The 21,806-nt window shown below is 66.4% G+C and carries 20 protein-coding genes and 1 pseudogene; 7 read left to right on the top strand and 14 right to left on the bottom strand.

Annotated elements, in window-relative coordinates:
• Positions 1 to 76 precede the first annotated feature (76 nt).
• Positions 77 to 667, bottom strand: a complete 591-nt coding sequence (locus V9E98_05170) for a polysaccharide deacetylase family protein (protein ID MEI2716376.1) — start codon at positions 665 to 667, stop codon at positions 77 to 79.
• Positions 618 to 1,160, bottom strand: a complete 543-nt coding sequence (locus V9E98_05175; GenBank protein MEI2716377.1) for a hypothetical protein — start codon at positions 1,158 to 1,160, stop codon at positions 618 to 620. Before V9E98_05175 ends, V9E98_05170 begins: the two co-directional genes overlap by 50 nt.
• Positions 1,161 to 1,341: 181 nt before the next feature.
• Here V9E98_05175 and V9E98_05180 point away from each other — a divergent pair, with 181 nt between their 5' ends.
• Entirely contained in the window at positions 1,342 to 2,796 is a 1,455-nt protein-coding gene (locus V9E98_05180) for an NAD(P)/FAD-dependent oxidoreductase (protein ID MEI2716378.1), read from the top strand.
• 138 nt (positions 2,797 to 2,934) lie between these two features.
• Here the strand turns inward: V9E98_05180 and fbaA are convergent, their stop codons facing one another.
• Positions 2,935 to 3,957, bottom strand: a complete 1,023-nt coding sequence (gene fbaA, locus V9E98_05185) for a class II fructose-bisphosphate aldolase (protein ID MEI2716379.1) — start codon at positions 3,955 to 3,957, stop codon at positions 2,935 to 2,937.
• A gap of 160 nt (positions 3,958 to 4,117) precedes the next feature.
• Here fbaA and V9E98_05190 point away from each other — a divergent pair, with 160 nt between their 5' ends.
• On the top strand, positions 4,118 to 5,164 hold the full coding sequence (locus tag V9E98_05190; GenBank protein ID MEI2716380.1) for an alpha/beta hydrolase: 1,047 nt from the start codon (positions 4,118 to 4,120) through the stop codon (positions 5,162 to 5,164).
• Positions 5,165 to 5,209: 45 nt separating this feature from the next.
• Here V9E98_05190 and V9E98_05195 read toward each other — a convergent pair whose 3' ends face one another.
• Both V9E98_05195 and V9E98_05200 read right to left on the bottom strand, forming a co-directional pair.
• Positions 5,210 to 6,553 carry an FAD-dependent oxidoreductase gene (locus tag V9E98_05195; protein MEI2716381.1) on the bottom strand — a complete coding sequence of 448 codons (1,344 nt, stop codon included), beginning with the start codon at positions 6,551 to 6,553 and terminating at the stop codon, positions 5,210 to 5,212.
• Between the two features lie 78 nt (positions 6,554 to 6,631).
• Positions 6,632 to 7,231 carry a TrmH family RNA methyltransferase gene (locus V9E98_05200; protein ID MEI2716382.1) on the bottom strand — a complete coding sequence of 200 codons (600 nt, stop codon included), beginning with the start codon at positions 7,229 to 7,231 and terminating at the stop codon, positions 6,632 to 6,634.
• Positions 7,232 to 7,399: 168 nt separating this feature from the next.
• On the opposite strand from V9E98_05200, the gene V9E98_05205 reads away from it, so the two are divergent.
• Together V9E98_05205 and V9E98_05210 are read left to right on the top strand one after the other, a co-directional pair.
• The gene (locus V9E98_05205; protein ID MEI2716383.1) at positions 7,400 to 8,068 is read left to right on the top strand and encodes a VTT domain-containing protein; all 669 of its coding nucleotides are present in this window, start codon (positions 7,400 to 7,402) and stop codon (positions 8,066 to 8,068) included.
• 98 nt (positions 8,069 to 8,166) lie between these two features.
• A complete protein-coding gene (locus tag V9E98_05210; GenBank protein ID MEI2716384.1) occupies positions 8,167 to 8,634 on the top strand; it encodes a hypothetical protein in 468 nt (155 codons plus the stop codon).
• Here the strand turns inward: V9E98_05210 and V9E98_05215 are convergent.
• Genes V9E98_05215 through V9E98_05225 form a run of 3 tightly spaced genes read right to left on the bottom strand, consistent with a single transcriptional unit; the run spans position 8,612 to position 12,022 of the window.
• A complete protein-coding gene (locus V9E98_05215; GenBank protein ID MEI2716385.1) occupies positions 8,612 to 9,667 on the bottom strand; it encodes an NAD-dependent epimerase/dehydratase family protein in 1,056 nt (351 codons plus the stop codon). The two genes, V9E98_05210 and V9E98_05215, sit on opposite strands and share 23 nt — an antisense overlap.
• A 13-nt stretch (positions 9,668 to 9,680) precedes the next feature.
• Entirely contained in the window at positions 9,681 to 10,244 is a 564-nt protein-coding gene (gene pyrE / locus V9E98_05220; GenBank protein MEI2716386.1) for an orotate phosphoribosyltransferase, read from the bottom strand.
• A complete protein-coding gene (locus V9E98_05225; GenBank protein ID MEI2716387.1) occupies positions 10,241 to 12,022 on the bottom strand; it encodes an acyl-CoA dehydrogenase family protein in 1,782 nt (593 codons plus the stop codon). Before V9E98_05225 ends, pyrE begins: the two co-directional genes overlap by 4 nt.
• 111 nt (positions 12,023 to 12,133) lie before the next feature.
• Between V9E98_05225 and V9E98_05230 the strand changes: the two genes are divergently transcribed.
• Positions 12,134 to 12,904 (top strand): SDR family oxidoreductase, encoded by a 771-nt coding sequence (locus tag V9E98_05230; protein ID MEI2716388.1) that lies wholly within the window; start codon positions 12,134 to 12,136, stop codon positions 12,902 to 12,904.
• 210 nt (positions 12,905 to 13,114) lie between these two features.
• Here the strand turns inward: V9E98_05230 and V9E98_05235 are convergent.
• Both V9E98_05235 and V9E98_05240 read right to left on the bottom strand, forming a co-directional pair.
• Positions 13,115 to 13,873, bottom strand: a pseudogene (locus tag V9E98_05235) (MFS transporter).
• 362 nt (positions 13,874 to 14,235) lie between these two features.
• Positions 14,236 to 15,663 (bottom strand): hypothetical protein, encoded by a 1,428-nt coding sequence (locus V9E98_05240; GenBank protein MEI2716389.1) that lies wholly within the window; start codon positions 15,661 to 15,663, stop codon positions 14,236 to 14,238.
• A gap of 168 nt (positions 15,664 to 15,831) precedes the next feature.
• Between V9E98_05240 and V9E98_05245 the strand changes: the two genes are divergently transcribed.
• Together V9E98_05245 and V9E98_05250 are read left to right on the top strand one after the other, a co-directional pair.
• Positions 15,832 to 17,253 (top strand): sulfatase-like hydrolase/transferase, encoded by a 1,422-nt coding sequence (locus V9E98_05245; GenBank protein ID MEI2716390.1) that lies wholly within the window; start codon positions 15,832 to 15,834, stop codon positions 17,251 to 17,253.
• 29 nt (positions 17,254 to 17,282) lie between these two features.
• Positions 17,283 to 17,843 (top strand): hypothetical protein, encoded by a 561-nt coding sequence (locus V9E98_05250; GenBank protein ID MEI2716391.1) that lies wholly within the window; start codon positions 17,283 to 17,285, stop codon positions 17,841 to 17,843.
• A 146-nt stretch (positions 17,844 to 17,989) separates the two neighbouring features.
• On the opposite strand, the gene V9E98_05255 is transcribed toward V9E98_05250, so the two are convergent.
• The 4 genes from V9E98_05255 to V9E98_05270 form a co-directional block, all read right to left on the bottom strand.
• Entirely contained in the window at positions 17,990 to 19,432 is a 1,443-nt protein-coding gene (locus V9E98_05255) for a DUF222 domain-containing protein (GenBank protein ID MEI2716392.1), read from the bottom strand.
• A gap of 191 nt (positions 19,433 to 19,623) precedes the next feature.
• Positions 19,624 to 20,568 carry a pyridoxal-phosphate dependent enzyme gene (locus V9E98_05260; protein ID MEI2716393.1) on the bottom strand — a complete coding sequence of 315 codons (945 nt, stop codon included), beginning with the start codon at positions 20,566 to 20,568 and terminating at the stop codon, positions 19,624 to 19,626.
• 116 nt (positions 20,569 to 20,684) lie between these two features.
• Entirely contained in the window at positions 20,685 to 20,849 is a 165-nt protein-coding gene (locus tag V9E98_05265) for a hypothetical protein (protein ID MEI2716394.1), read from the bottom strand.
• On the bottom strand, positions 20,833 to 21,720 hold the full coding sequence (locus tag V9E98_05270; GenBank protein ID MEI2716395.1) for a MaoC family dehydratase: 888 nt from the start codon (positions 21,718 to 21,720) through the stop codon (positions 20,833 to 20,835). The genes V9E98_05265 and V9E98_05270 overlap by 17 nt, the downstream gene beginning before the upstream one ends.
• Positions 21,721 to 21,806 lie beyond the last annotated feature (86 nt).

Consider the following 21,806-nt stretch of genomic DNA (forward strand, 5'->3'; position numbering starts at 1 on the left):
GCGGGCAACTGTCCGCTGATCAGCGAGCGTGGGCGGTCAACAGGTCAGCACGTCGACACGTCGACACGTCGACAGGTCAGCGGTAAGTGACCGGCAGGCGCAGCAGTTCGGGCACCGTCAACATGCGGTAACCCCGCTGCTGCAGTTCTGTGATGAGGCGCGGCAGGGCCTGCACCGTCGCGGGGTGGGACACCCCGTCGTGCAGGACCACGATCGAGCCCGGACGGACCTGGGCCAGTGTCGTCGCGACGATCTGGTCGGCACTGAGACCACGCCAGTCACCGGGGTCGGTGTTCCAGTTGACGGTCACCATCTTCGCCGCGCGGGCCATGGCGACCACGTCGGGGGGGTTCTCACCGTAGGGAGCGCGGAACAGACAGGGCCGCGGCGCTCCCGCGGCAACGATGGCCTTGTTCGTGCGCGTGAGTTCCTTGCGGTCACCAGCGTGCAATACGGGATGGTTGAAACTGTGGTTGCCGATGGCATGCCCCGCCCGCGTGATCGTGCGCAGCACTCCGGGTTCCTGCTCGACCATGATGCCGAGTTGGAAGAACGTGGCGACGGTGTCGTACCGGCGCAGAATCCGCAGCACCGGATGGGTTTCGGGACCGGGACCGTCATCGAAGGTCAGGGCGACGGCTCTGCCGACGTCCGGGCCGTCGTGCACGAACCAAGGGTCGGCGTGCCGTGCACGAGGCCACCCGCAGGTGGGGGACTGACACCTGCCCGGACACAGACTCGCAACCGCCGTCGGGGCATTCAGAGGTCACCGATGATGTCCCCGGTTCGGGCTGCAGATCCGCCTGGCGCAGGGTGATGCGCCAGCCCGCGGGCTGTTCTCGGGCGCGGATCGGGACGGAATAGGCCGTGCCGTCCGGGCGGGTCACCCGGGCTTCTTTGCGACCTTTGACGCACACGTTGCGTGCTCCACCGGATCCCGAGTCGATGGTCAAGCAGGGCCGGTTCCGAGCCAACCAACGCGCGGACGTGGCGCGCGGCAGGGAGACGAGCCAGCGAGCGGTGCCGTCGGTGAACTCCACAGGTGCCTGCGCGGGTTCACGGCGATCGCCATTTCGGTGGTGGTCCCCGGAAGCCTGTGCGGGTCCGGCGGCAAGCGCCAGCGCGACGCCGCACGCCAGAATCGCGGTGCGGGTGGTCATACACCAACGATGACTCACGCGGCGCCTCGCCGGTGCGGATTCGTCGCGGCCCGCTCGTCACAGTCGGGTTTCGATCCATCCCGACGGCGTCGGCCGACACGTCCGTTGATCTCCGCGCCTGTATCACCGCCAGTGCGCCCGGTAGTGACACACAACAGCAGGTGGACACTACGGTGATCCCATGTCCCGCCCGCCCTCCGTTCTGATCATCGGGGCCGGATTCGGCGGTATCGGCCTCGGGTTCCTGTTGCGCCGGGCGGGGATCCGATCTTTCACCATCCTGGAGAAGGCGCAGTCGCTCGGCGGCACCTGGCGGGAGAACACATACCCCGGAGCAGCCTGCGACGTTCCCAGCCACATGTACCAGTACTCCTTCGCGCCCAAGGCGGATTGGAGCCGCAAGTGGGCACCGCAGGCGGAGATCCTGCAGTACATGACCGAAGTGGCCGAGGACTCCGGCGTCGTGGACCACATCCGGTTCGGCATCGCGGTGGAGGGCGCGATCTGGGACGAGGAGACACGGCAATGGGTCGTGACCGTCGCCGACGGGCGCACCATCCGGGCGGACATCCTCGTGAGCGCTGTGGGGCAGTTGCACCATCCCGCGACCCCGGAGATCCCGGGGCTCGAATCCTTCCCTGGCCGGACGTTCCACTCCGCACAGTGGCCCGCCGACCTCGACCTGCATGGCCGGCGAGTGGGTGTGGTCGGGACCGCCGCGAGCGCCGTTCAGGTGGTACCGGCGATAGCCGACGACACGCAGCACCTGACCGTCTTCCAACGCAGCGCCAACTGGATCTTGCCGCGCGGTGACCGGCCCTATCGCGAGTGGGAGCAGCGCGCGTTCGCATCGATTCCCGGCATGGCCCGCGTCTATCGAACGTGGATCTGGGCCAACTACGAAGCTCGATTCCCCACGCTGCGGGGACGACGCGCGTTCGTCCGTCTCGCAGAGCGGATGCTGCACCGGCACTTGAACGACAAGGTCACCGACCCCGACCTACGCCGGCAGTTGACCCCCGACTATCCGGTCGGAGCCCGCCGGGTGTTGTCGGCTGATGACTACTACCCGGCCCTGATGCGGGCCGACGTCGACCTGGTCACCACCCCGATCGATCGCCTGACACCTGAGGGGGTCCAGCTGAGTGACGGCCGTTCGATCCCGCTGGACGTCGTCGTGTGGGCGACGGGCTTCCGGTCCACCGAGTTTCTGGCTCCCATGGACATCATCGGCCGCGAAGGCCGTCGGCTCGGTAACGACTGGCGGGACGGGGCGCGGGCGTTTCTGGGTCTGAGCCTGCCCGGGTACCCGAACTTGTTCATCATGTACGGCCCGAACACGAACTTGGGTCACAACTCGATCCTGTTCATGTTGGAGTGCCAGGCGCGTCACATCGTGACCTGTCTCCAGGGGATGCACCACGGCGATGAAATCGAGGTCCGCGCAGACGTATTCGAGGAGTTCAACACTCGCCTTCAGGCCGACCTCGCGCGCACTGTATGGGGCAGCGTCGACCACAGCTGGTACAAGGACGAAGCCGGTCGGATCACCAACAACTGGAGTTCCGGCACGCCTCGCTACTGGTGGCTGACCCGGCGGTCACCCTCGCATGCCTACCGCCACACTCGCCGTTGACGAGCACTCACGACCAACCCGCACACGTGACCAACCGGCACGCACAACCACGGATCTCTACTGCGCTCAGAGACACCGGACACCGGAAGGGCGGGACGGCCGAAGCCATCCCGCCCCTGTGCTGAGACTGCGCAGTCGTCACTCCATCTTGGTGCCCGCGCTGCGCAGGTCCTCGCACGCGCGCACGACCCGCGACGCCATACCGGTCTCGGCGGCCTTGCCCCAGGCTCGAGGGTCGTACTGCTTCTTGTTGCCGACCTCGCCGTCGATCTTGAGGACGCCGTCGTAGTTCTTGAACATGTGATCTGCGACAGGACGCGTGTACGCGTACTGGGTGTCGGTGTCCACGTTCATCTTCACGACGCCGTAGTCCAGCGCTTCGCGGATCTCTTCGAGCAGCGATCCGGATCCACCGTGGAACACGAGGTCGAACGGTTTGGTGACCCCGTACTTCTCGCCGACCGCCTTCTGGATGTCGTCGAGCATCTTGGGCTGCAGGACGACGTTACCCGGCTTGTACACACCGTGAACGTTCCCGAACGTGGCAGCAACCATGTACCGGCCACGTTCTCCCAGACCGAGCTTCTCGGCGGTGGCGAGCCCGTCCTCGGGCGTGGAGTACAGCTTGGCGTCGTGTTTGGCCTCGATGCCGTCCTCTTCACCCCCGACGACTCCGATTTCGATCTCGAGGATGATGTTGGCCTTGTGGCACTTCTCGAGCAGTTCCTCGGCGATGTCCAGATTCTTGCCCAGCGGGATCGCCGAGCCGTCCCACATGTGCGACTGGAACAGGGGCAGTTGGCCCGCGGCCACCCGCTCCGTGGAGATCTCGATCAGGGGACGGATGTAGGAGTCGAGGTGCTGCTCGGGGCAGTGGTCGGTGTGCAGCGCGACGTTGACCGGGTAGTTCTTGGCCACGACATTGGTGAACTCGGCCAGGGCCACTGCGCCGGTGACCATGTCCTTGACGCTTTGCCCGGACGCGAACTGTGCCCCACCCCAGGAGAACTGAATGATGCCGTCGCTGCCGGCCTGGGTGAACCCTTCCAGCGCGGCGATGACGGTCCCCGACGACGTGCAGTTGATCGCGGGGTAGGCGAACTGGCCGGCCTTGGCCCGGTTGAGCATCTCGGCGTAGACCTCGGGTGTGGCGACGGGCATCATTTCTCCTTGTCGGTTCGATTCCTTTGCATCCTTCCACGCCCCTTCCGGTGATGCGTCCCGACTCGTCATCGAACGCGCCCGACACACCCCGGCTGAGCTCCGTTCCCTGGATGACTCAGCCGGGCGTGCCCGAGGGGCAGATGGCAAGGTATCGGGCATGGCCACTTTCGAACACGACATCACAGGGAGTGCATTCGCCGCCACCCTGAGCCTGCCGCCCACTCTGCTCACCCGCTTGTTCGGTGGCCCGGTCGTGGTGGACGGCGAGCCGCTCCAACCCGCGACCCACGCGATGCTGGTGCTCGGACAACGGCTGGGCTTGATCACGGACGACGAGGCCGATGTGGCGACCCGGCGCCGGGAGATCCGGGACTCGGCGCGCATCGCCATGCCTCGGGCGAGACGGGTGAATGTCACGGACATGACCGTCGCGGGCGCTGAGGGGCGGTTGTCCGCCAGGCGCTACCAGCCGTGGGACGCGGACGCCTCCCTCAGCCCGACGATCATGTATCTGCACGGGGGTGGCTGGGTCGTTGGGGACCTCGACACCCACGATGCGCTGTGTCGGGTGGTCGCCATCGCAAGCGGATGCACGGTGGTGTCCGTCGACTACCGCCTGGCGCCCGAGCACCCGTTCCCGGCAGCCGTCCACGACTGCCTCGCGGCATTCAAGGACCTGCGGGACACGGCTGCCACCGATGGCATCCCGGGCGCGGTTGCGGTGATGGGCGACAGCGCCGGCGGCAATCTCGCCGCCGTCGTCAGCATCGCGATGCGCGATTCCGGCGAGGCCGGCCCGGTGGCGCAGGGCCTTCTGTATCCGGGGACAGATCTGCGGCTGCAGTCACCTTCCATCGATCTCTTCGCCGACGGCTTCTACCTGAGCCGCGCGGACATGCACTGGTACCGACATCAGTACGTCCCGGACCCCGACGACTGGAACAACGTGTGGGTCTCGCCCCTGTTGGCCGACGATCTGCGCGATCTTCCTCCCGCCCTGGTGTGGACAGCCGGGTTCGATCCATTACGGGATGAGGGTGCTGCCTACGCGGACCGGTTACGTTCCGCTGGAACTGCGGTCGGGTATCGCTGCTTCGGCGACCAGATCCACGGCTTCGCCAGTATGGGGGTCCTCCCGGGAGGCCTGGCCCGAGCGATCGCGATCGGGCGCCAGATGGGTGAGTTGAGCCGCGCAGCGGTGTGAAGGCGCGGACCCGCTGATGGTCCTCGCCAGGACCCACTCCGTACGTCAGTCGAGTCGGGACAACAGCGCTCTGGCGGCAATCTGGACTGGATCCCACACGGGCGAGAACGGTGGGGCGTAGGCCAAGTCCAACTGCACGACTTCTGCCACCGTCATTCCCGCCCATAACGCGGTCGCCACGGCGTCGATGCGCTTGCCGGCCCCGGGACCCCCCACGATCTGTGCGCCACGCAGCAGTCCACTGCCCCGCGCAGCGGTCATCTTCACCCACATCGGAGAATCCCCGGGCATGTAACCCGCGCGGGTCCCGGTCTCCACCGTGGCCGCGACCAGGTCGACCGCCGCCGGGTCGGACTCTCCGAGTCCCGTCCGACTGATCTCGACGTCGGCGAATTTGGTGATCGCGGTTCCCAGGACGCCGGGGAATTGCGCGTCGCGGCCCGCGAGGTTCAGTCCGATCACGCGACCCTGCTTGTTCGCGTGGGTTCCCAGCGGTACGCACATCCGCGACCCGGTGAGTCGATTGACGACCTCGGTGCAATCGCCTCCGGCCCAGATGTTGTCGCATCCCAGAACGCGCTGCTGGGGATCAGTGAGCAGACCCCCGTGGCCTCCCAGCGCCAAACCTGCCTCGGCCGCGAGTTCCGTGCGCGGGCGCACCCCCAGGCCAGCGAACACGATGTCGGCGGGATACTCCCCGCCGGAGGTCCTGACCAGGGCGACCAGACCGTCGGGGCCGGACTCGATGGCGGTGACCGGCTCGGACATCCGCATGGTCACGCCCCGTTCGACCATGAGTCGCCGCACCCGCTCACCCATGTCGGGGTCGAGGGTCATCATGGGCTCGGGAGCCGCGTCCACCACGGTGGTGTGCAAGCCCCGGCTCACTGCGGCCTCGGCCATCTCGAGACCTACGTAGCCCGCACCCATGACCACGGCACGCCGCGGGTGTCGGCCCTCGAGCGCATCGATCGCGGCCTGCCCGTCGCTGAGCGTATGCACCCGTTGAGCCAACTCGAATCCTGGGATCGGCGGTGTCACCGGCCGAGCACCGGTGGCGATGACCAAGTGGTCGAAGTCAAAGGTCTGCGCCGGACCGCCGGCTACCGGCTCGGCGGTGACACAGGAGGAGGCAGGGTCCAGCCGGGTGGCGAGCATGCCCGTTCGCACGTCGATTCCGTTGGCTCGATGTTGCTCTGGGGAGCGGGCGACCAACTCCTCGGGGCCGTCGGTGTCGCCGGCGATCCAATAGGGGATTCCACACGCGGAATACGACGTCCACTGCTGCTGCTCGATCACCGTGATCGACGCTTCGTCACGCAGCAGTCGCTTCGCCTGACTCGCCGCCGTCATACCCGCGGCGTCACCGCCCACGACCACGATCTTCATCACCGCACGGCCCTCATTTCCTCGCCCCACATGTTCATCCATTTCCTCCCCCAGGGAAGCGCTCCTTGGAAGCGCCGCTCAGCCAGCATGCTGCCTGATCCAAGAGTGCATGGCGATCGCTGCAGCCGCCCCGACGTTGATCGACCGCGTCGAGCCGAACTGGGCGATCGCCAATGTCACCGAACACCGGGACCGTGCATCCTCGGACAACCCCCCACCTTCCTGACCGAACAGCAGGATGCACCGGTATGGCAGCGCCTGGTGCTCCAACGGTAGTGAGCCGGACACGTTGTCGAGGCCGATGATCGGCAGGTCGCGAGCCGAGGCGTAGAGGCCCAGCGCCGCCGGATCGGGGTGGTGGCGGATGTGCTGGTAGCGATCGGTGACCATCGCTCCGCGACGGTTCCACCTGCGCCGACCGACGATATGAACCTCGGCTGCCTGGAACGCGTTCGCCGTCCGCACGATCGACCCGATGTTGAAGTCGTGTTGGAGATTCTCGATCGCAACATGGAAACCGAATCGTCGGGTGTCCAAGTCAGCGACGATGGCATCCACCGTCCAGTACCGGTAGCGGTCGACCACGTTGCGGGCATCCCCGTTGGCCAGCAACTCCGGGTCCAGGCGCGGATCATCGGGCCAGGGTCGCGGACACGGCCCCACTCCGACTCCCGTCATGGCGAAGAGGCTAGCCCGAATCGCACTACACCAGTTTCGGCGTCTTCTTCCGGCGTCTTCTTCCGGCGTCGTCTTCCGGCGGCTTCAGCCATGCCGAGTGCTCCGCTGGACCCGCCGAGGTGACCGAGGCAACGTTTGTCCCCGAGTGCGGGCGGTTACCCTTCTCACGTGTTGACCCAAGTTCCCGCTCTGCTCCCGGACTGGCTCAATGCCGAATACATCCTGGCGGCGCTCGGGCCGTACGCGTTCTGGGGCGCGGTGCTGATCATCTTCGCCGAATGCGGTCTGCTGATCGGTTTCTTCCTGCCGGGTGACAGCCTGCTGTTCGTGGTGGGACTGCTCATCGCGCAAGGGTCGATCCCCGTGAACATCTGGCTGGCGGTCGTCATCCTGACCGCGGCGGCGATCCTGGGGAACGTGACGGGGTACTGGATCGGCGCCAAGGCCGGGCCGCCGTTGTTCGAGCGCAAGGACTCCAAACTGTTCAAGAAGGAGTACGTCGATCAGGCGCACGGGTTCTTCGAGAAATACGGACCCCGAGCCATCATCCTGGCCCGGTTCGTGCCCATTGTGCGTACCTTCATCACCGCCATCGCCGGCGTCGCCAGGATGGATTACCGGACCTTCGTCGCCTACAGCGCCGTCGGGGGGACGATCTGGGCAGCCGGCGTGACCCTGGCGGGCTACTTCCTCGGCAACATCCCGTTCGTCCAGAACAACCTGGAGATCATGCTCCTGACCGTGGTGTTCGTCTCCGCCATTCCGATCCTGTGGGAACTCATCCGCTCCCGCCGCGCCAATAGCGCCACGAGCAAAGCGTCAGACCCCACCGTCTGAACGGAACCCCATCCGCACGGCAGGTCAGGGACGCCAGTCAGGTGCGCTGGACCGTGTGAGTGCCTGACAGGTCCGGGCGCAGCGGGCAGGCTGAACCTATGCACCGTCACCGAAGCCTCCGGCCACTCGCCTCGACCCTGTTCGCTTCCGGGGTCGCGGCCGTCGCCCTGCTGACGGGATGCGCAGGACCTGAGCCGGCCACCTTGCCCGTCATCGAGTCCTCGGCTCCCGGAATCGAACCCGCGCCGGGAACCTCACTGCCGGAAGACTGGCCGACCGATGTTCCGACCCCGCAAGGCCTGCCGCTGGTCAATGCGATTCGACTCAACTCACCGGAGGGCCCGACCTGGAGCGCCACCTACCAAGGCGACGGCGACCCCGATGCCGTCTACCAAGCGTTGAGCGACGACCTCCGGGCGAATGGCTTCACCCTTGACAGCGGATTCGGTGAGGGCCCGATCGGTGGGGTGAGCGCCTGGACGAAGGGCGATGTGCGGGTGCAACTGACCGTCCTGACCCAAGACGGTCAGGCGGCTGTCAACATCACCGTTCTGGATCCTCCCTGATCGCGGAGAGGATCCTCAGTTCAGCTTCACGCGACAACGGTGGTGGTCGGGTGCCAGCTGGGGGATGGGGATGGGTCCGGAGCCATTCCCAGGAATCCTCGACTGTCTGCGCCAGCGGGCGACCGCGAAATCCCGTGTCCCGGATCAGACGATCATCGAAACCAGGAAGATCAGTCCCGAACCACAGGGGCAGGTCGAACCCTGTATTGAGTCCGTGTCGCATGAGGCTCTGGTCATCGATCCAATGAACTGTTGCGACCGACCCTGTCACCCGACCGCATTCGTGCAGCCAATCCCCCCAGGTGTCCCTGGTGGGAGGATTGACCACGTTGTACGTCCCGCACAATTGCGCCGATGTCGCCGTCACGAGCCACTTCGCCAGATCTCGGACATCCACGAACTGGAACATCCGCCCTGCATGACCGGGCGCGATCACGTCCCCACCGGCTGCCATCCGACCCAGCCAATAGGGGATGCGGTGGACATTGTCGTCAGGACCGAGGACCGGCCCCGGGCGGGCAATCAGCACCCGGTCGGGACCCAACTGATTCAGTACTGCCAGTTCACAGCCCCGCTTCTGCTCGCCGTAGCGCCCCATGTCCGGTGCACTGGTGTCATCCGGGTCACCGGCAAGAGCGTCGAAGTCCTCGCTGATGGCCTGTCCCGGTGGGATCTGATACGCGCCCTCAGCGTAGGTACTGACTGTGGACACGAAGGTGTAGTGCGGAGTTCGGTCATGGAGTTCATCGACGACGGGTTGAACCTGGGCGGGCGCCAAGCCCGACACGTCGATCACTCCGTCGAACACTCTGCCGTCGAGGGCTCTGCGCATGGCGTCGGGATCGTCGCGGTCTGCCCGCAAGCGTTCCACCCCGGGGAGATCAGACCGCGAGACCCCGCGGTTCAAGGTGGTTACGCGGTAGCCGGAAGCCAGCGCCACCTGGACGACCGCGCGACCGACGAAGGCAGTGCCACCCAGGACGAGCAGTCGGGCCGCGATCTCACCGCGCGCGCGAGTTACGGATCGACCCACCGTCGCGAGTTCGCTAGGCCAGACCGAGATCGTCGAGATGGAAGGCAGCGCGATACTCCAAGCCGGCCGCGCCGACTGTGGGGGCTGCGCCTCGTTCGACGATCACCGCGACCCCGACCACCTCGGCCCCTGCCTCGCGCAGCGCCTCGACAGCTGTCAACACCGATCCTCCCGTGGTGGACGTGTCCTCGACGGCGAGTACCCGGCGCCCGGACACGTCAGGACCCTCGATGCGCCGATGCAGCCCATGCTGTTTCGACTCTTTGCGCACGACGAAAGCATCCAGCTGCCTCCCTCGTCGAGCGGCAGCGTGCATCATGGCGGTCGCGACGGGATCAGCTCCCAGCGTGAGCCCACCGACTGCGTCGTAGTCCCAGTCCGCGGTGAGGTCGAGCATCACCTCACCGACCAGTGGAGCCGTCGACCCATCCAGCGTGATTCGGCGCAGGTCGACGTAGTACTCGGCCTCCTGCCCACTGGACAAGATCACCTTGCCGTGGACGACCGCCTTGTTCTTGATGCCGGCGAGCAACTCGGCGCGGGCGTCGTCGCTCGCGAGATTCTCGTGAGCGCTCACGGCTTCATCTCGTAGGTGCCGTCATAGGACAGCACCTCAGCGACGAACTCAGTTTCGGCCACCGGATCGATCACCGGATGTTTGATGATCGCGAGTGCGGCGGTGCGCTGAGCGTCGGTCGCCGATGGCTGCCCGTTCAACGCGACCGCCTGCTCGGCCATGTCCTGCACGAAGACCGCGAAGATCCGGTCGATGTGGGCCTCAGTGAGATCACTGATGTCACTGACCGATCCGCTGCGGGTCTGGCCCGCGTCCATGGCCAGGGCGGCCGATTCGCAGATCAGTTGCGCGTACACGACCTGTGTGAACAACTGACCGAGAACCTGGAGGTAGTCGAGGTCCTTCTGCTGCGCTTCGGTGGGAGGCGCCGTCATGACCAGCTGCGTGAACGCGTCGATCTGCTCGCGGAACACCGCGACATTGGGCAAGTGCCCGAACCGGTCGAGCGCCGGGCGCCAGTCGGCGAATCCGATCTTGCTCAATCCCTTGGCCGGTCCCTGATGGAACAGATACGCGTCGTCGGCCGAGTCCTGGCGGACAGCGACACCCGGGTACTTTTGAGCCCCGCCATGCGCAGCCCCGAGGTACATCGGCAGGAACTTCAGCACCAATGCGATGTTGACGTGCACCGTTCCTTCGAGTTTGGGCAGCGCGCGGATGTCGGTGGCGGCCCGCGAGAAGTACGTGTCCTGTTCGAATCCGCGGGCTGCGATGACGTCCCACAGCAGGTCGATGACCCGTTCACCCTCGCTGGTGACCTTGGCTTTCATGATGGGGTTGAACAGCAGGAAGCGCCGGTCGTCTGCGGAGGCCGACCGGAAGTAGTCGGCCGAACGAGCCGCGTAGACCTTCATCGCGACGAGGCGGGCATAGGCGTCGGCGAGCATCCGCCGGACATGCGGGAAGTCGGTGACCCGGTTGCCGTACAGGATGCGGTTGTTGGCGTGAGTGATCGCCTCGAAGAACGCGTGCTCACTGATGCCGATGCTGGCCCAGCCCAGATTCACCTTGCCGACGTTGACGGTGGCCAGGGCCGCATCCCACGCCGGCTTGCCGACGTGCAGGATGTCGTCAGCGGTGACGGGGTAGTCATGAAGGTTGAATGCGGACACGAACATCTGACCCGCGACCACGTTCTTGATCAGCTCGTAGGAATCGTGCTGCGTATCGACCAGGAAGAAGACGTACTCCCCGGGATGCTCCGGGTCGTCGTCGGCGAACTTACCGAAGACGCTGAGGCGACCCGCGACGTTGCCGTTGCCGATGTACCACTTGCCGCCTTCGGCGGTCCATCCGGTCTGCGAACGGGTGAGGATCATGTCCGTGGAGTAGATGTCGGCGCCGTGATCTCGTTCGGACAATCCGAACCCGAAGATCGAGCCGTCGGCGAGCATCTGCGCAACCTGCTTGCGGGCGGTATCGTTCGCGCTCAGCCATACCGGCCCGAGCCCGAGCACTGACACCTGCCACGCATACCAGTGGGACAGCGAGTAGAAGCCGAGGATTTCGTTGAGATCGTTGATCCGGGCCAGGTCCCAGCGGGCATCGTCGTCATCGATGAGGGTGCCCACCTCCGCCGGGGTGGCGAAGGTCGAGAAGATGTTGTGCTCGGCGACGAGGGCGAGGAAGTCGTCGTACCACTCACCGGAGTAGTACTCGGCCTTGTTCCGGGCCAATCCCTTGGTCTCAAAGAAATCGATGAGAGCCAGGAGTTGGCGTTGCGTGGACTCGTCGAACCCGCTGGGGTCGTAGGTGCGGGGGTTGAAAAGCAGTGACATCGCCCTCCGATCGTTATCGAGAAGGGTAAGCGAAGATCATCCGGGCCACCCGGCGGCCCCCGGCCCGGCAGATCGGCAGCGGCTGGGCTCCTGATAGGACAAGGTTGACTCATGACCGCACTCATCACTGGAGCGACTGCCGGATTGGGACTCGGGTTCGCCGACGCCCTTGCCGCCCGGGGACACGATCTGGTGATCGTGGCCCGCACCCAGGAGCGGCTGGCCGAGGTAGCCGCCCGTATCACTGCGACCTACGGCGTGGGTGTCGAGACGGTTTCGGCCGACCTGTCGGTTCGCGCCGACGTCGATCACGTAGCAGACCGGGCCGCCTCCCCCGATCGACCGGTCGACGTACTGGTGAACAACGCCGGGTTCGGCGTCAAGCAGGGCTTCATCGGCGGTGACATCGACGCCGAGCAGCAACTCTTGGACGTGTTGGTGACTGCGGTCATGCGTTTGTCCCATGCGGCGCTGCCCGGGATGGTCGAGCGGGGCTCGGGGACCTTGATCAACGTCAGCAGTGTTGCGGGATGGATCACGGGGAGCACCTACAGCGCCGCCAAGTCGTGGGTCACCGTATTCACGGAGGGGCTGGCCAACGAACTGTCGGGGACGGGCGTCACGGCGACTGCTTTGTGTCCGGGATTCGTCCACACGGAGTTCCACCAGCGAGCCGACATGGACATGGCAGGGGTCCCGTCCTGGATGTGGCTGACCGTCGATCAGGTCGTGCGACAGGCCCTCGACGACGCCGACCGGGGCCACCTCGTCAGCGTTCCCGGCAACCAGTACAAGGTGCTGAGCCTCGCAACCCAGTACCTGCCGCGGCCGCTGGTACGCCGGGTCGCCGGCGGTCGACCGCCTCGGCGCCACCCACGGTGACCCGCAATCAGTGAGACCCGATCGGTGAGATAGCGGTGCCGCAGGCCCGAACTGCGATGATCCGTCAGTTGGCACTCGGGCGACACAGGGTCGCGGTTGAGCTGCGGCTTCAGTCCCCGAGCGACCCACCCGTGACCGAAGGCCCCGTGACACGAAGGGCCCGTGACCGAAGGCCCCAGTGAACGAAGGCGCGGTGAACAAGATTCCGAGGGCCACAACGGCCAAGACCCCGAAGCCGACCCGCAACGACGAGAACTCCCCGATGAGGCCCACCAAGGGGGCCCCCAGGACGAAACCGATGTAGTTGCCGACGTTCACTCGGGCGACGGCCACGCCCGTGTGCCCCGGATCGTGTCGAGAGGCAGCCACGAAGGCCAGCGGCAGGATCGGGCTGATCCCCAGCCCGACGACGGCGAAGGCGGCGATCGCCCACCCCGGATCGGGGGCCAGCGCCACTCCGACCAGACCGAGGGCCGTCGTGAGCGAGGCTGCGCGGATCACGGGCGGGGCACCGATGCGCGTCACCACTCGGTCCGTGACAACCCTCCCGGCCAGCATGGTGACCGCGTACGCGGCATACGCCAGTGCGGCCACGGACTCCGATGCACCCAATACCGACACCAGGTCGACCGCCGACCAATTCGACACCGACGAATCGACCACGAAGGCGATCACCACAGCAGTCCCGAACACCAGAAGGGGGCGCCAGGGAACAGCCCCGGATTGCAGCGGATCGGCTCCGGGAAGATCCGCGATCCGCTCGTGCACCAGTCGAGGGCCCGCCAGCAGTTGCAGGGGGATCAGCACCGCAGCGATGATCACCATGAAACCGACGAGGGGCAAAGATGTCCCGGCGGCAACCGATGCAGCGACCGCCCCAAGGATGGTGGCCAGACTCCACCAGGCGTGGAACGACGCCATCACGGTGCGCCCCGACAGAGCCTGGACCGCGATGCCCTGCATGTTCATCGCGGCGTCCACAGATCCAAGCCCGAAGCCCAGCAGCACCAACGCCGCGAGCAGCAAGGGGAACGAGGCCACCGTCGTGGCAGCCCCGACCAGAACCAGACTTGCGCTGACCAGCAACCCGCAGACGCGCAGGACCACGGCGCTGTGGTACCGGACCGCCAGGTGCCCGGCCACCACACTTCCCACTCCAGCGAGGATCGGGACAAGCGCCAAGAGTCCCGCCAGTGCCCCCTCGCTCAGCGCGAAAGCTTCCTGGATCGCGGGAATGCGCGTGATGAGCGCGGCGAACGCGAACCCCTGGCAGAAGAACAGAGCGCTGACAGCAACCCGGCCGCGCCGGATGTCGATGACGCTGGGCTGTGTCACCCCAGTCCGCGAACGCCGCCGCGAGTGCAGCCCCCGCGCTCGAACTGCGCAGTGCTGACGTACTCGCCCGTGGGTTGGTAGGCGCCCATGACCCGCTGTTCGGGACGGTTACGCAGACCGAGCACGTCGATGTCGTCCAGACCCACCTTCTGCAACGACCGGTCGAAAGACGGATCGGACGCGAGGTTGCGCAGGAGCAATGTCCCGCTGCGCCGGCCCAGGGTGTCCCACTGGTCCCCCCAGTTCAACCAGGCGACGTTGCAGGCCGGCCGTGCGTTGGTGGGGCGATCCTCGCGGCGGCTGACGACAACTGTGTAGCGGCGGTCCTTGTCGAGCACCTTGCGGACCTGTTCATCGGCGAGACAGTCGATCGTGCTGGTTTCCACCGGGCTGGTGGATTGGCAGATGGACCAGTACCTCATCTGTCCGGCACCCATAGTGCGAACCCGCGGCCCCGTGCGCGGCGTGGTGGGCAGCTTGCCGCGCAACACCAGGACATCACCAAAGGACGCGTTGATCGGCGCGACCGCATAGTTGACCGACCTGTTGTCGTAGTAGCCACCAGCCACACCGATCGCGAGATCCTGCAGTCGCCGCTCGGCCAGATCCGTTCCGACGTAGAAGATGGACAGGGCCAACGGAGTGTTGAAGAACTTCTCCCAGCGCGCCGGACTGAACGCCGAGTTGGTGGTCGGATCACCACCCGGTGTGTTGACCAGGGCGGCGTATAGAGCCGCGGGCATCGTCTGGAAGGTGAAGTACCGCTGGGGGTCATTGATCGTCGCGCACAGATCGTCACCACGCAGCATCCGGCCATCGGCCAACGTAAGCACCGGTCGAGGCAACGAGCGAACGCCGCGGTCCCGGCCACGATCGGGAAGGTAGACCCGGTAGATCAGTTCCTGCACGGCCCCGTCGTTGGTGCTGGGGACATCGAGGAAGTTCGGTCCGCGTCGGCCCAGATCCTCGGCGGGGACGGTGATCGTGTAGGAGCGATTCTGGGGATATCGGTCGGCACCGACACGGTAGGGGTTCGTGCTCCCCCGGTTCGGTTCGATGTCCTTGTCCTCGAGGGCAGCGACCGCGGCATGCTCCACCCCGTCGACCCTGCCGTATGAGTTCATCGACATGTACCTGGCGTGGGGATAGCGCCCTTCGAGCCTCAGCACCGAACCAGGCGGAAGACGAAAGCGCGCACCCCAGTACAGCGCCCCTTCGTCGGGGTAGGCCAGGTTGCTGGACGGGAACTGCATCCCCATGGGACCGAACCAGAAGCACGTCGCCTGTGTGACACCGCCGGTCTCGTCAGCCGCGGCGGTCGACGCTGGACCCGCAGCGGGAGTGGCCTGGGACGTGGCCGGCGCGAGTGCCGCCGCAGCCAGTGCCCCGCTGACCACGAGTCCGGGGAGCAGGCGTCGGCGCATCCCCAAAGGGTAGACCGCAGCCGGTACCCACGCCTCTGCCTTCACTCACATCCCCCGTCGACCTCCCACGCCCCCACCCACCCCATCCCACGCCCCCATCCCACGTCCCCATCCCACGTCCCCATCCGACGTCGACATCCGCAGTCCACTGACAACTACGCTGGTGCGGTGACCCCAATCGCCGGACCGCCGCCGCGGCCGTCACGGCGGGCGTTCATGGCGGGCCTGATCGGCGCTGCCGGGGCCACGGGTTTAGGGGCATGCGCCGACACCAGCGAGGTGGGCGGGCGCCCGGTCCCCGTTCCCGTCGATCCCGCTGCCGCACAGGGAGCCAAGCCCAACTTCGTTGTGATCGTGAGCGACGATCACCGCTGGGACCATGTGAGCTACCACCCGGATCACCCACCCTTCCTGAGTACCCCCAACCTCGACCGACTGGCGAGCCAGGGGATGGTGGGCAGGAACGCGTTCGTGACCACGGCACTGTGCAGTCCGTCGCGCGGAACGTTCTTGTCCGGCCAGTACGCGCGCAACCACGGGGTGCAGAACAACCTGACAGCCTGGAACCCGGACACCGAGACCTTCTTCGAACCGCTCATGGCCGCCGGTTACGACTGCGCTTTCATCGGCAAATGGCACATGCCGGGTCAGTTGCCGGACCTGCGTGGGGTCGATACCTTCATCACCTTCACCGCCGAGGAGGGTCAGGGGCAGTACATCGACTGCCCCCTGCTCATCAACGGGGTGATGACCGAACGACCGGGCACCTACATCACGCAGGACCTCACTGATCTGGCCCTGGAATGGATCGACACACGACCATCGGGCAAGCCGTACGCGTTGTGGCTCGCCCACAAGGCCGTTCACCATCGCTTCATCCCGCCCGAGAAGTTCGCCGGTGCACTGGACGAGGCGGACCTGTCGGACCTGCCCGAGGAGTCCTTCGCGTTCCAGTCCCTGATGGACCAGAACATCTGGGAGGGCACCCTCGGCGACCTGCGCAGCCTGTACCGCCGTTACAACGAGACGCTGCTGGGCCTCGACGACCAGGTCGGACGCATCATCGACGATGTCGATCTGTCGGACACATACGTCGTCTACACCAGTGACAACGGCTACTCCTGGGGCGAGCATGTGCTGACCGGTAAGCGCTGGGCGTACGAGGAGAACACCCGAGTGCCCTTCATCGCAGCCGGCCCGGGGATTGAGCCGGGCACCACCGACGCCATGATCCTGAATGCGGATCTGGCACCCACCCTGCTCGACTGGGCTGGGGCGGATCCCCTGCCCGATGCTCAGGGTCAGTCGGTGGCAGACGTCTTGACCGGCGATGAGGACTCGGTGCGCGACGAGTTCATGTACGAGTACTTCCCCGACTATCCGTACCACGTCCCGGGTCTGCAGGCGGTCCGGGACGACCGCTGGCTGTACGTCGAGTACGAGACCGGCCCCGCGCCGCAACTGTTCGACATCGTCGCCGACCCCCGCACCCAGCATGACCTCGCCTCCGAGAACCCGATGAAGACCGCCGAAATGGCGCGGCGGCTGACGGAACTGCGCCACCGGGTCGAGCACGGCGGTGTGGTGTGACGGCCGTCTCGGCGCGCCCACACCCCGAGATGAGCGCGACCGGTGCTGGGGTGACGGCAGTTGCCCTGGTGCCCGCGATCCTCGTGGTCCTTGCTTCGGTGTTCGTGGGTTCCTTCGCGGGCCACCCCGACCGACTCGGTGGTGCGTACGCGCTGCTCATGAATCTCGGTGTGCTGCTGCGTGGCTTCGGCATGTTCGTGGCCGTGATCGTCGTGTGGGGTCCGCTGCGGAGCCGGCGCGCATCCCGTCCGATTCTGGCGCTTGCACTGCTGTCGGGACCTCTCGCGTATGGGGTGGTCGCCGCGATCGGGGCGTCCGGCTACTTCCCGCTGGGGCAGGCTGCCTACTACGGCGTCAATCCGATGACCATCGCCGCCATCGCTGCTCAATGCGCCGTGGCGGCGCTCGGTGAGAGTCTGTGGCGGGCATGGTCGTTGCGGCAGGGCAGGAGCGAGGGACGACCGGTCACCTGGCGTCTGGCAGCGGTGTTCGTCGGCGGCCTGGCCACCGTGTTCTTCACTGTGCTGTACGACGGCGGAGTGCCGTTCTTCTACATCTACCAGAGCGGGTACATGCTGCTCTTCGTGTGATGTGGGCTGCTCTTCGAGTGCCGTGGGCTGCCCTTCGAGTGCCGTGGGCTGCCCTTCGAGTGCCGTGGGCTGCTGTTCGTGTGACGTGGGCTGGGTGCTACAGCTCGGCCCTGCCGGCCGGGCACCTGACACGTAGCGGGCCGAGTTCACGCTGCGTGGGGTCGTCGTCGGCGCCATTGATGCCGGGGCACGGGCGTAATGAGCCAGCGCGGTTCATACGGGTCGGTTTCGGGGTTTCGGCAGATCGTCCATCTGTTGAGGTCGACCTCTCTGTGATGCACCCAGCAAAGCAGCACCAGCTGATCCACGTCCGTCCTCCCGCCGGCACTCCAGTCCGTGAGGTGATGCGTCTGGCATTCGCTAGGAGGCCTGCCGCACATGACACAGCCCCGGTCTCGCAGCGCCAGGGCAGTGCGTTGTGCGGGGGTAGCCAGTCGTAACTTCCGTCCTATCGCCAGCGGCTGAACTTGGGTGATGCCGAGGGCTCGGGAGATCGACCCGCCCGAGCTGACACCGTCATCGATGACGACCCCCGTGTGCTCCCCGGTGCACAGCGCGAAACGGACCGCCGCGTCACCCAGGGTGAGCGGATTGCCGCCACCGGAGACGGCCAGTGCACCAGGATCGATACCGTCCGCGACGTCTTGGGCAAGGTCCCGGATGCCCGATCGGGACTGGCCGGCAGCCACCCGATCGGCTTCGCTGATTCCGACTGTGATCGTGGTGGCCACCGGCAATCCACTCCGCGTGGCGGGGACATCACCGTAGGATGCGGCGCGATTCACCAACGTGATGAGCGCATCGGCGCGACGTTGCCCGTTGTGGCGGTGGTCGTTTTCGACGCGCAAGGAATCCGCCAGCGCATCGAGCGCTGCGAGAATCGCCTCGCCCTCCAGATCCGGGAACTCCCCGTGCAACATGGCCATTCCGCCGTGCTTGGTAACGGTGAGCGTTCGCCGTTCCCAGTCAGTCTGCTCCTGTGCGTCGCGGTCGTCGGGGTGGAGCAGGTCCAGGAAACGCCGGGTGAGAACCCGGACGCCGGCGACTGAGATCTGGGGGAGTTGCGGGAGACAAGCGGCGAGGAACTTCTGCTCGACCGCGACTGGAAGGCCTTTCAACTCCCGCGCGATGACAGCGAGGGACTCGCTGGGGACCCGCCCGGACTGCCATAACTGCGCGAGGTCCCGGTGACGATCGGCCAGACGGGAGGCCGCGACCGTGGCACCCGCAGCCGAGCCGGACCAGTGGGCTTCGCGCTGCAGAAACGTTCCAGGAGTGAAGGGCAACACGCCCCCACGCTCCGCAGCCGCCAGCGTGCGGCCGATCTCAGCATCGAGAACGAGGCGGGCCCGAGCCAACACCGCCAGTCGGTCCGCGAGGGCGGCCCCGGACACCAAGCCGCCCACCAGCGGCTCCTGGCAGATCTCAGCCAGGAGTTCCACCAGGTGCCGCACCCGTGGCGGGCAGTTCGCGGCATCTGCGGTCAGGAGGTCCGCCAGCGGAAGGCCGGTGGAATCTGAATCATCACCAGGATCGGAGCCAGAACCCGGTGGCTGTGTTGCGTGCATCCCCATGTCTGATTCGAACATATGTTCGATCTCTTGGGAAGGTGACAGTGATGCACGTCTCACCTTCCGGGAACGGCCCCACCGGCAGAACATCCGGCTCCGCAAGTAGTCCGGCTGGAACAGCTGCAACACCGCCAGGGAGCCCCGATAGTGGCGCGCAGTCACCGAAGGAGCAGTCACCGAAGGATCGGTGTATCCGGGCGAGGTCTCGGCTACTCGCGGGCGAAAACGGACGGCCCCCCGCCGGTGTGAATGAAGGTCACCGGACCCGCGGGGATGCGTTCGTCCGCGGCCAGGACAGCGGCGAAGGCCTTCGCGGTGTAGACCTCGTCGAGCACGACTCCCTCGGTCTGCATCAGCAGGGCCTGCGCCCTCCTGCCGCCGTCCGTGGCGAGGCCGTACCGCTGCCCCAAGTAGCCGTCCAGCACTGTGACGACAGCCGACCGTTCGGGAGTCGCCGCCAGTCGGTGGACCACTCCCTCGGCCAGGTCCGCGGCCATGTCCGACAGATACTGCGCTGTCTGTGAGACCTGCACCGCAACGACCTCTGGTCCCGTGGACGTCAACGCGTGCCCGGCGAGAAGACCCCCATGGGTGCCCCCGCTGCCCGACGCGCACACCAATGTTCCCGTGACCCCCTGCTCGAGCAGTTCGTCATACGCGCGGGCGTAGCCCAACGCACCCGTCACCGTCGACCCACCGACGGGTATCACAAAGGGTCGCCGACCCGCTGCTGCAAGTTCCGCCGCCAACTCCTCGGCTCGCCGCAGGCATGCGGGCCAACCACCGGACGACACGAACTCCAGTCGCGCATTCCACATCTCATCGAGCAGCAGATTCCCGGTCGGCGTTGCTCCCGGGTGACCCGCGAGGATCAGCCGTGCCTCGCGACCTGTCATCGCAGCGACCGCGGCAACCGCGCGGGCATGATTGGACTGCGCTGCGCCAACCGTGACCAGCACATCGGCATCGCGATCATCCGCCTCGTCGAGCAAGTACTCGAGTTTGCGGACCTTGTTGCCGCCCATGGCTACTGGAGTGAGATCGTCCCGCTTGATCCAGATCTCCCGGTCGATCGCGCGGGACAGCCGCTCGAGCCGATAGAGCGGAGTCGGATCGGCCAACAGGCGATTACGGGGCCGGGGCACTGACGTCACGACCGTCAGAATAGGCCCGGCACGTGCGGCGCCGGGGGGCGAACCCGACGACAACCCGGTCCCCAAGAACCTTGTCCCGGGCGGAGGCAAGGTCCGCTCCGGTAGGGCCCCAAACGTCAGTGCGGAATCAGCGCCCACACATCCAGATCGAGCAGCACCCCGGGAGCGTACTTGCCGTCCTCGCCGCGAAGCGTCATGGACTCGTCTCGGTCGCGAGTGGCGACCAGGCGCAGGCGCAGGGCACCAACTCCGGGGGCAGCGGTGTCAGCCTTGTCGAGCACCTCGGACCAGGCATAGATGGTGTCCTCCGGCGAACGCAGGGGCGGTGTGGGCGCCTGCGTTGATCGCCGCGACCAACTGCGCATTCGCCAAGCCGTTGAACGACAGCGCCCGCGCCAGCGAGATGACGTGCCCCCCGTAGACGAGTCGCCGACCGTCCGGCCGGGCTTGCGTATTGAAGTGCACCTTCGCGGTGTTCTGCCACAGTCGCGTGGCCATCATGTGCTCCGGGTCGGTCAGGGTGACTCCGTCGACATGGTCGATCCGCTCCCCGATGTCGTAGTCGCCGAACCGATGAGGCTCTCCGGCTGCTTCGAAGTCGTAGTCCGTGAAGTCCAGTCCCTCCGGGATCACGAGATCCGCCGGATCCACGAAGGGCGCGAGCTCGGGGATCACCGTGTCGGGAGCGGGAACCGACTGGTCGCGCTTGTGCACCATGACCCAGCGGGCCCACTCGATGGCGACTTCGCCACGCTGGTTCGTCGCAACCGAGCGCACGTAAACGACACCGCTCTTGCCGTTGGAGTTCTGCTTCAGTCCGATGACCGTCGACGTTGTGCGCAACGTGTCGCCGGGGATCACCGGGCGGACGAACCGGCATTCCGCGTAACCCAGATTCGCCACGGCGTTGAGCGAGATGTCGGGCACGGTCTTACCGAAGGCGATGTGAAACCCGATCAGGTCCTCGACCGGGTGCGGTTTCAGGCCAACCGATGCCGCGAATGACGCCGACGAGGGGATCGCGAACCGCGTCGGATACAGAGCGCCGTAGACCGCCCGATCGCCCTCCGTGACGGTGCGGGGGGTCGCGTGGTCGATGACCTGGCCGACCGCGAAGTCCTCGAAGAAGTTGCCCGGGTTCGTCTTGCTCATGGACTCGAATCTATCGCGGGGGTTCATCGCGCCGCCGCCCCAGGAGGCTCGACCGGCGTGAGCCAGGAGCTACGCGGCCGGAGTTC

The sequence above is a fragment of the Candidatus Nanopelagicales bacterium genome (assembly GCA_037045355.1).
Classification (GTDB): Bacteria; Actinomycetota; Actinomycetes; order S36-B12.

What these genes read in the sequence shown, in the direction of transcription:
- V9E98_05240 (MEI2716389.1), bottom strand. Translation starts at nt 15,663, where the DNA reads ATGCGCCGACGCCTGCTCCCCGGACTCGTGGTCAGCGGGGCACTGGCT.
- V9E98_05180 (MEI2716378.1), top strand. Translation starts at nt 1,342, where the DNA reads ATGTCCCGCCCGCCCTCCGTTCTGATCATCGGGGCCGGATTCGGCGGT.
- V9E98_05175 (MEI2716377.1), bottom strand. Translation starts at nt 1,160, where the DNA reads ATGACCACCCGCACCGCGATTCTGGCGTGCGGCGTCGCGCTGGCGCTT.
- V9E98_05200 (MEI2716382.1), bottom strand. Translation starts at nt 7,231, where the DNA reads ATGACGGGAGTCGGAGTGGGGCCGTGTCCGCGACCCTGGCCCGATGAT.
- V9E98_05190 (MEI2716380.1), top strand. Translation starts at nt 4,118, where the DNA reads ATGGCCACTTTCGAACACGACATCACAGGGAGTGCATTCGCCGCCACC.
- V9E98_05270 (MEI2716395.1), bottom strand. Translation starts at nt 21,720, where the DNA reads ATGAGCAAGACGAACCCGGGCAACTTCTTCGAGGACTTCGCGGTCGGC.
- V9E98_05230 (MEI2716388.1), top strand. Translation starts at nt 12,134, where the DNA reads ATGACCGCACTCATCACTGGAGCGACTGCCGGATTGGGACTCGGGTTC.
- V9E98_05250 (MEI2716391.1), top strand. Translation starts at nt 17,283, where the DNA reads ATGAGCGCGACCGGTGCTGGGGTGACGGCAGTTGCCCTGGTGCCCGCG.
- fbaA (MEI2716379.1), bottom strand. Translation starts at nt 3,957, where the DNA reads ATGCCCGTCGCCACACCCGAGGTCTACGCCGAGATGCTCAACCGGGCC.
- V9E98_05210 (MEI2716384.1), top strand. Translation starts at nt 8,167, where the DNA reads ATGCACCGTCACCGAAGCCTCCGGCCACTCGCCTCGACCCTGTTCGCT.
- V9E98_05225 (MEI2716387.1), bottom strand. Translation starts at nt 12,022, where the DNA reads ATGTCACTGCTTTTCAACCCCCGCACCTACGACCCCAGCGGGTTCGAC.
- V9E98_05195 (MEI2716381.1), bottom strand. Translation starts at nt 6,553, where the DNA reads ATGAAGATCGTGGTCGTGGGCGGTGACGCCGCGGGTATGACGGCGGCG.
- V9E98_05255 (MEI2716392.1), bottom strand. Translation starts at nt 19,432, where the DNA reads ATGTTCGAATCAGACATGGGGATGCACGCAACACAGCCACCGGGTTCT.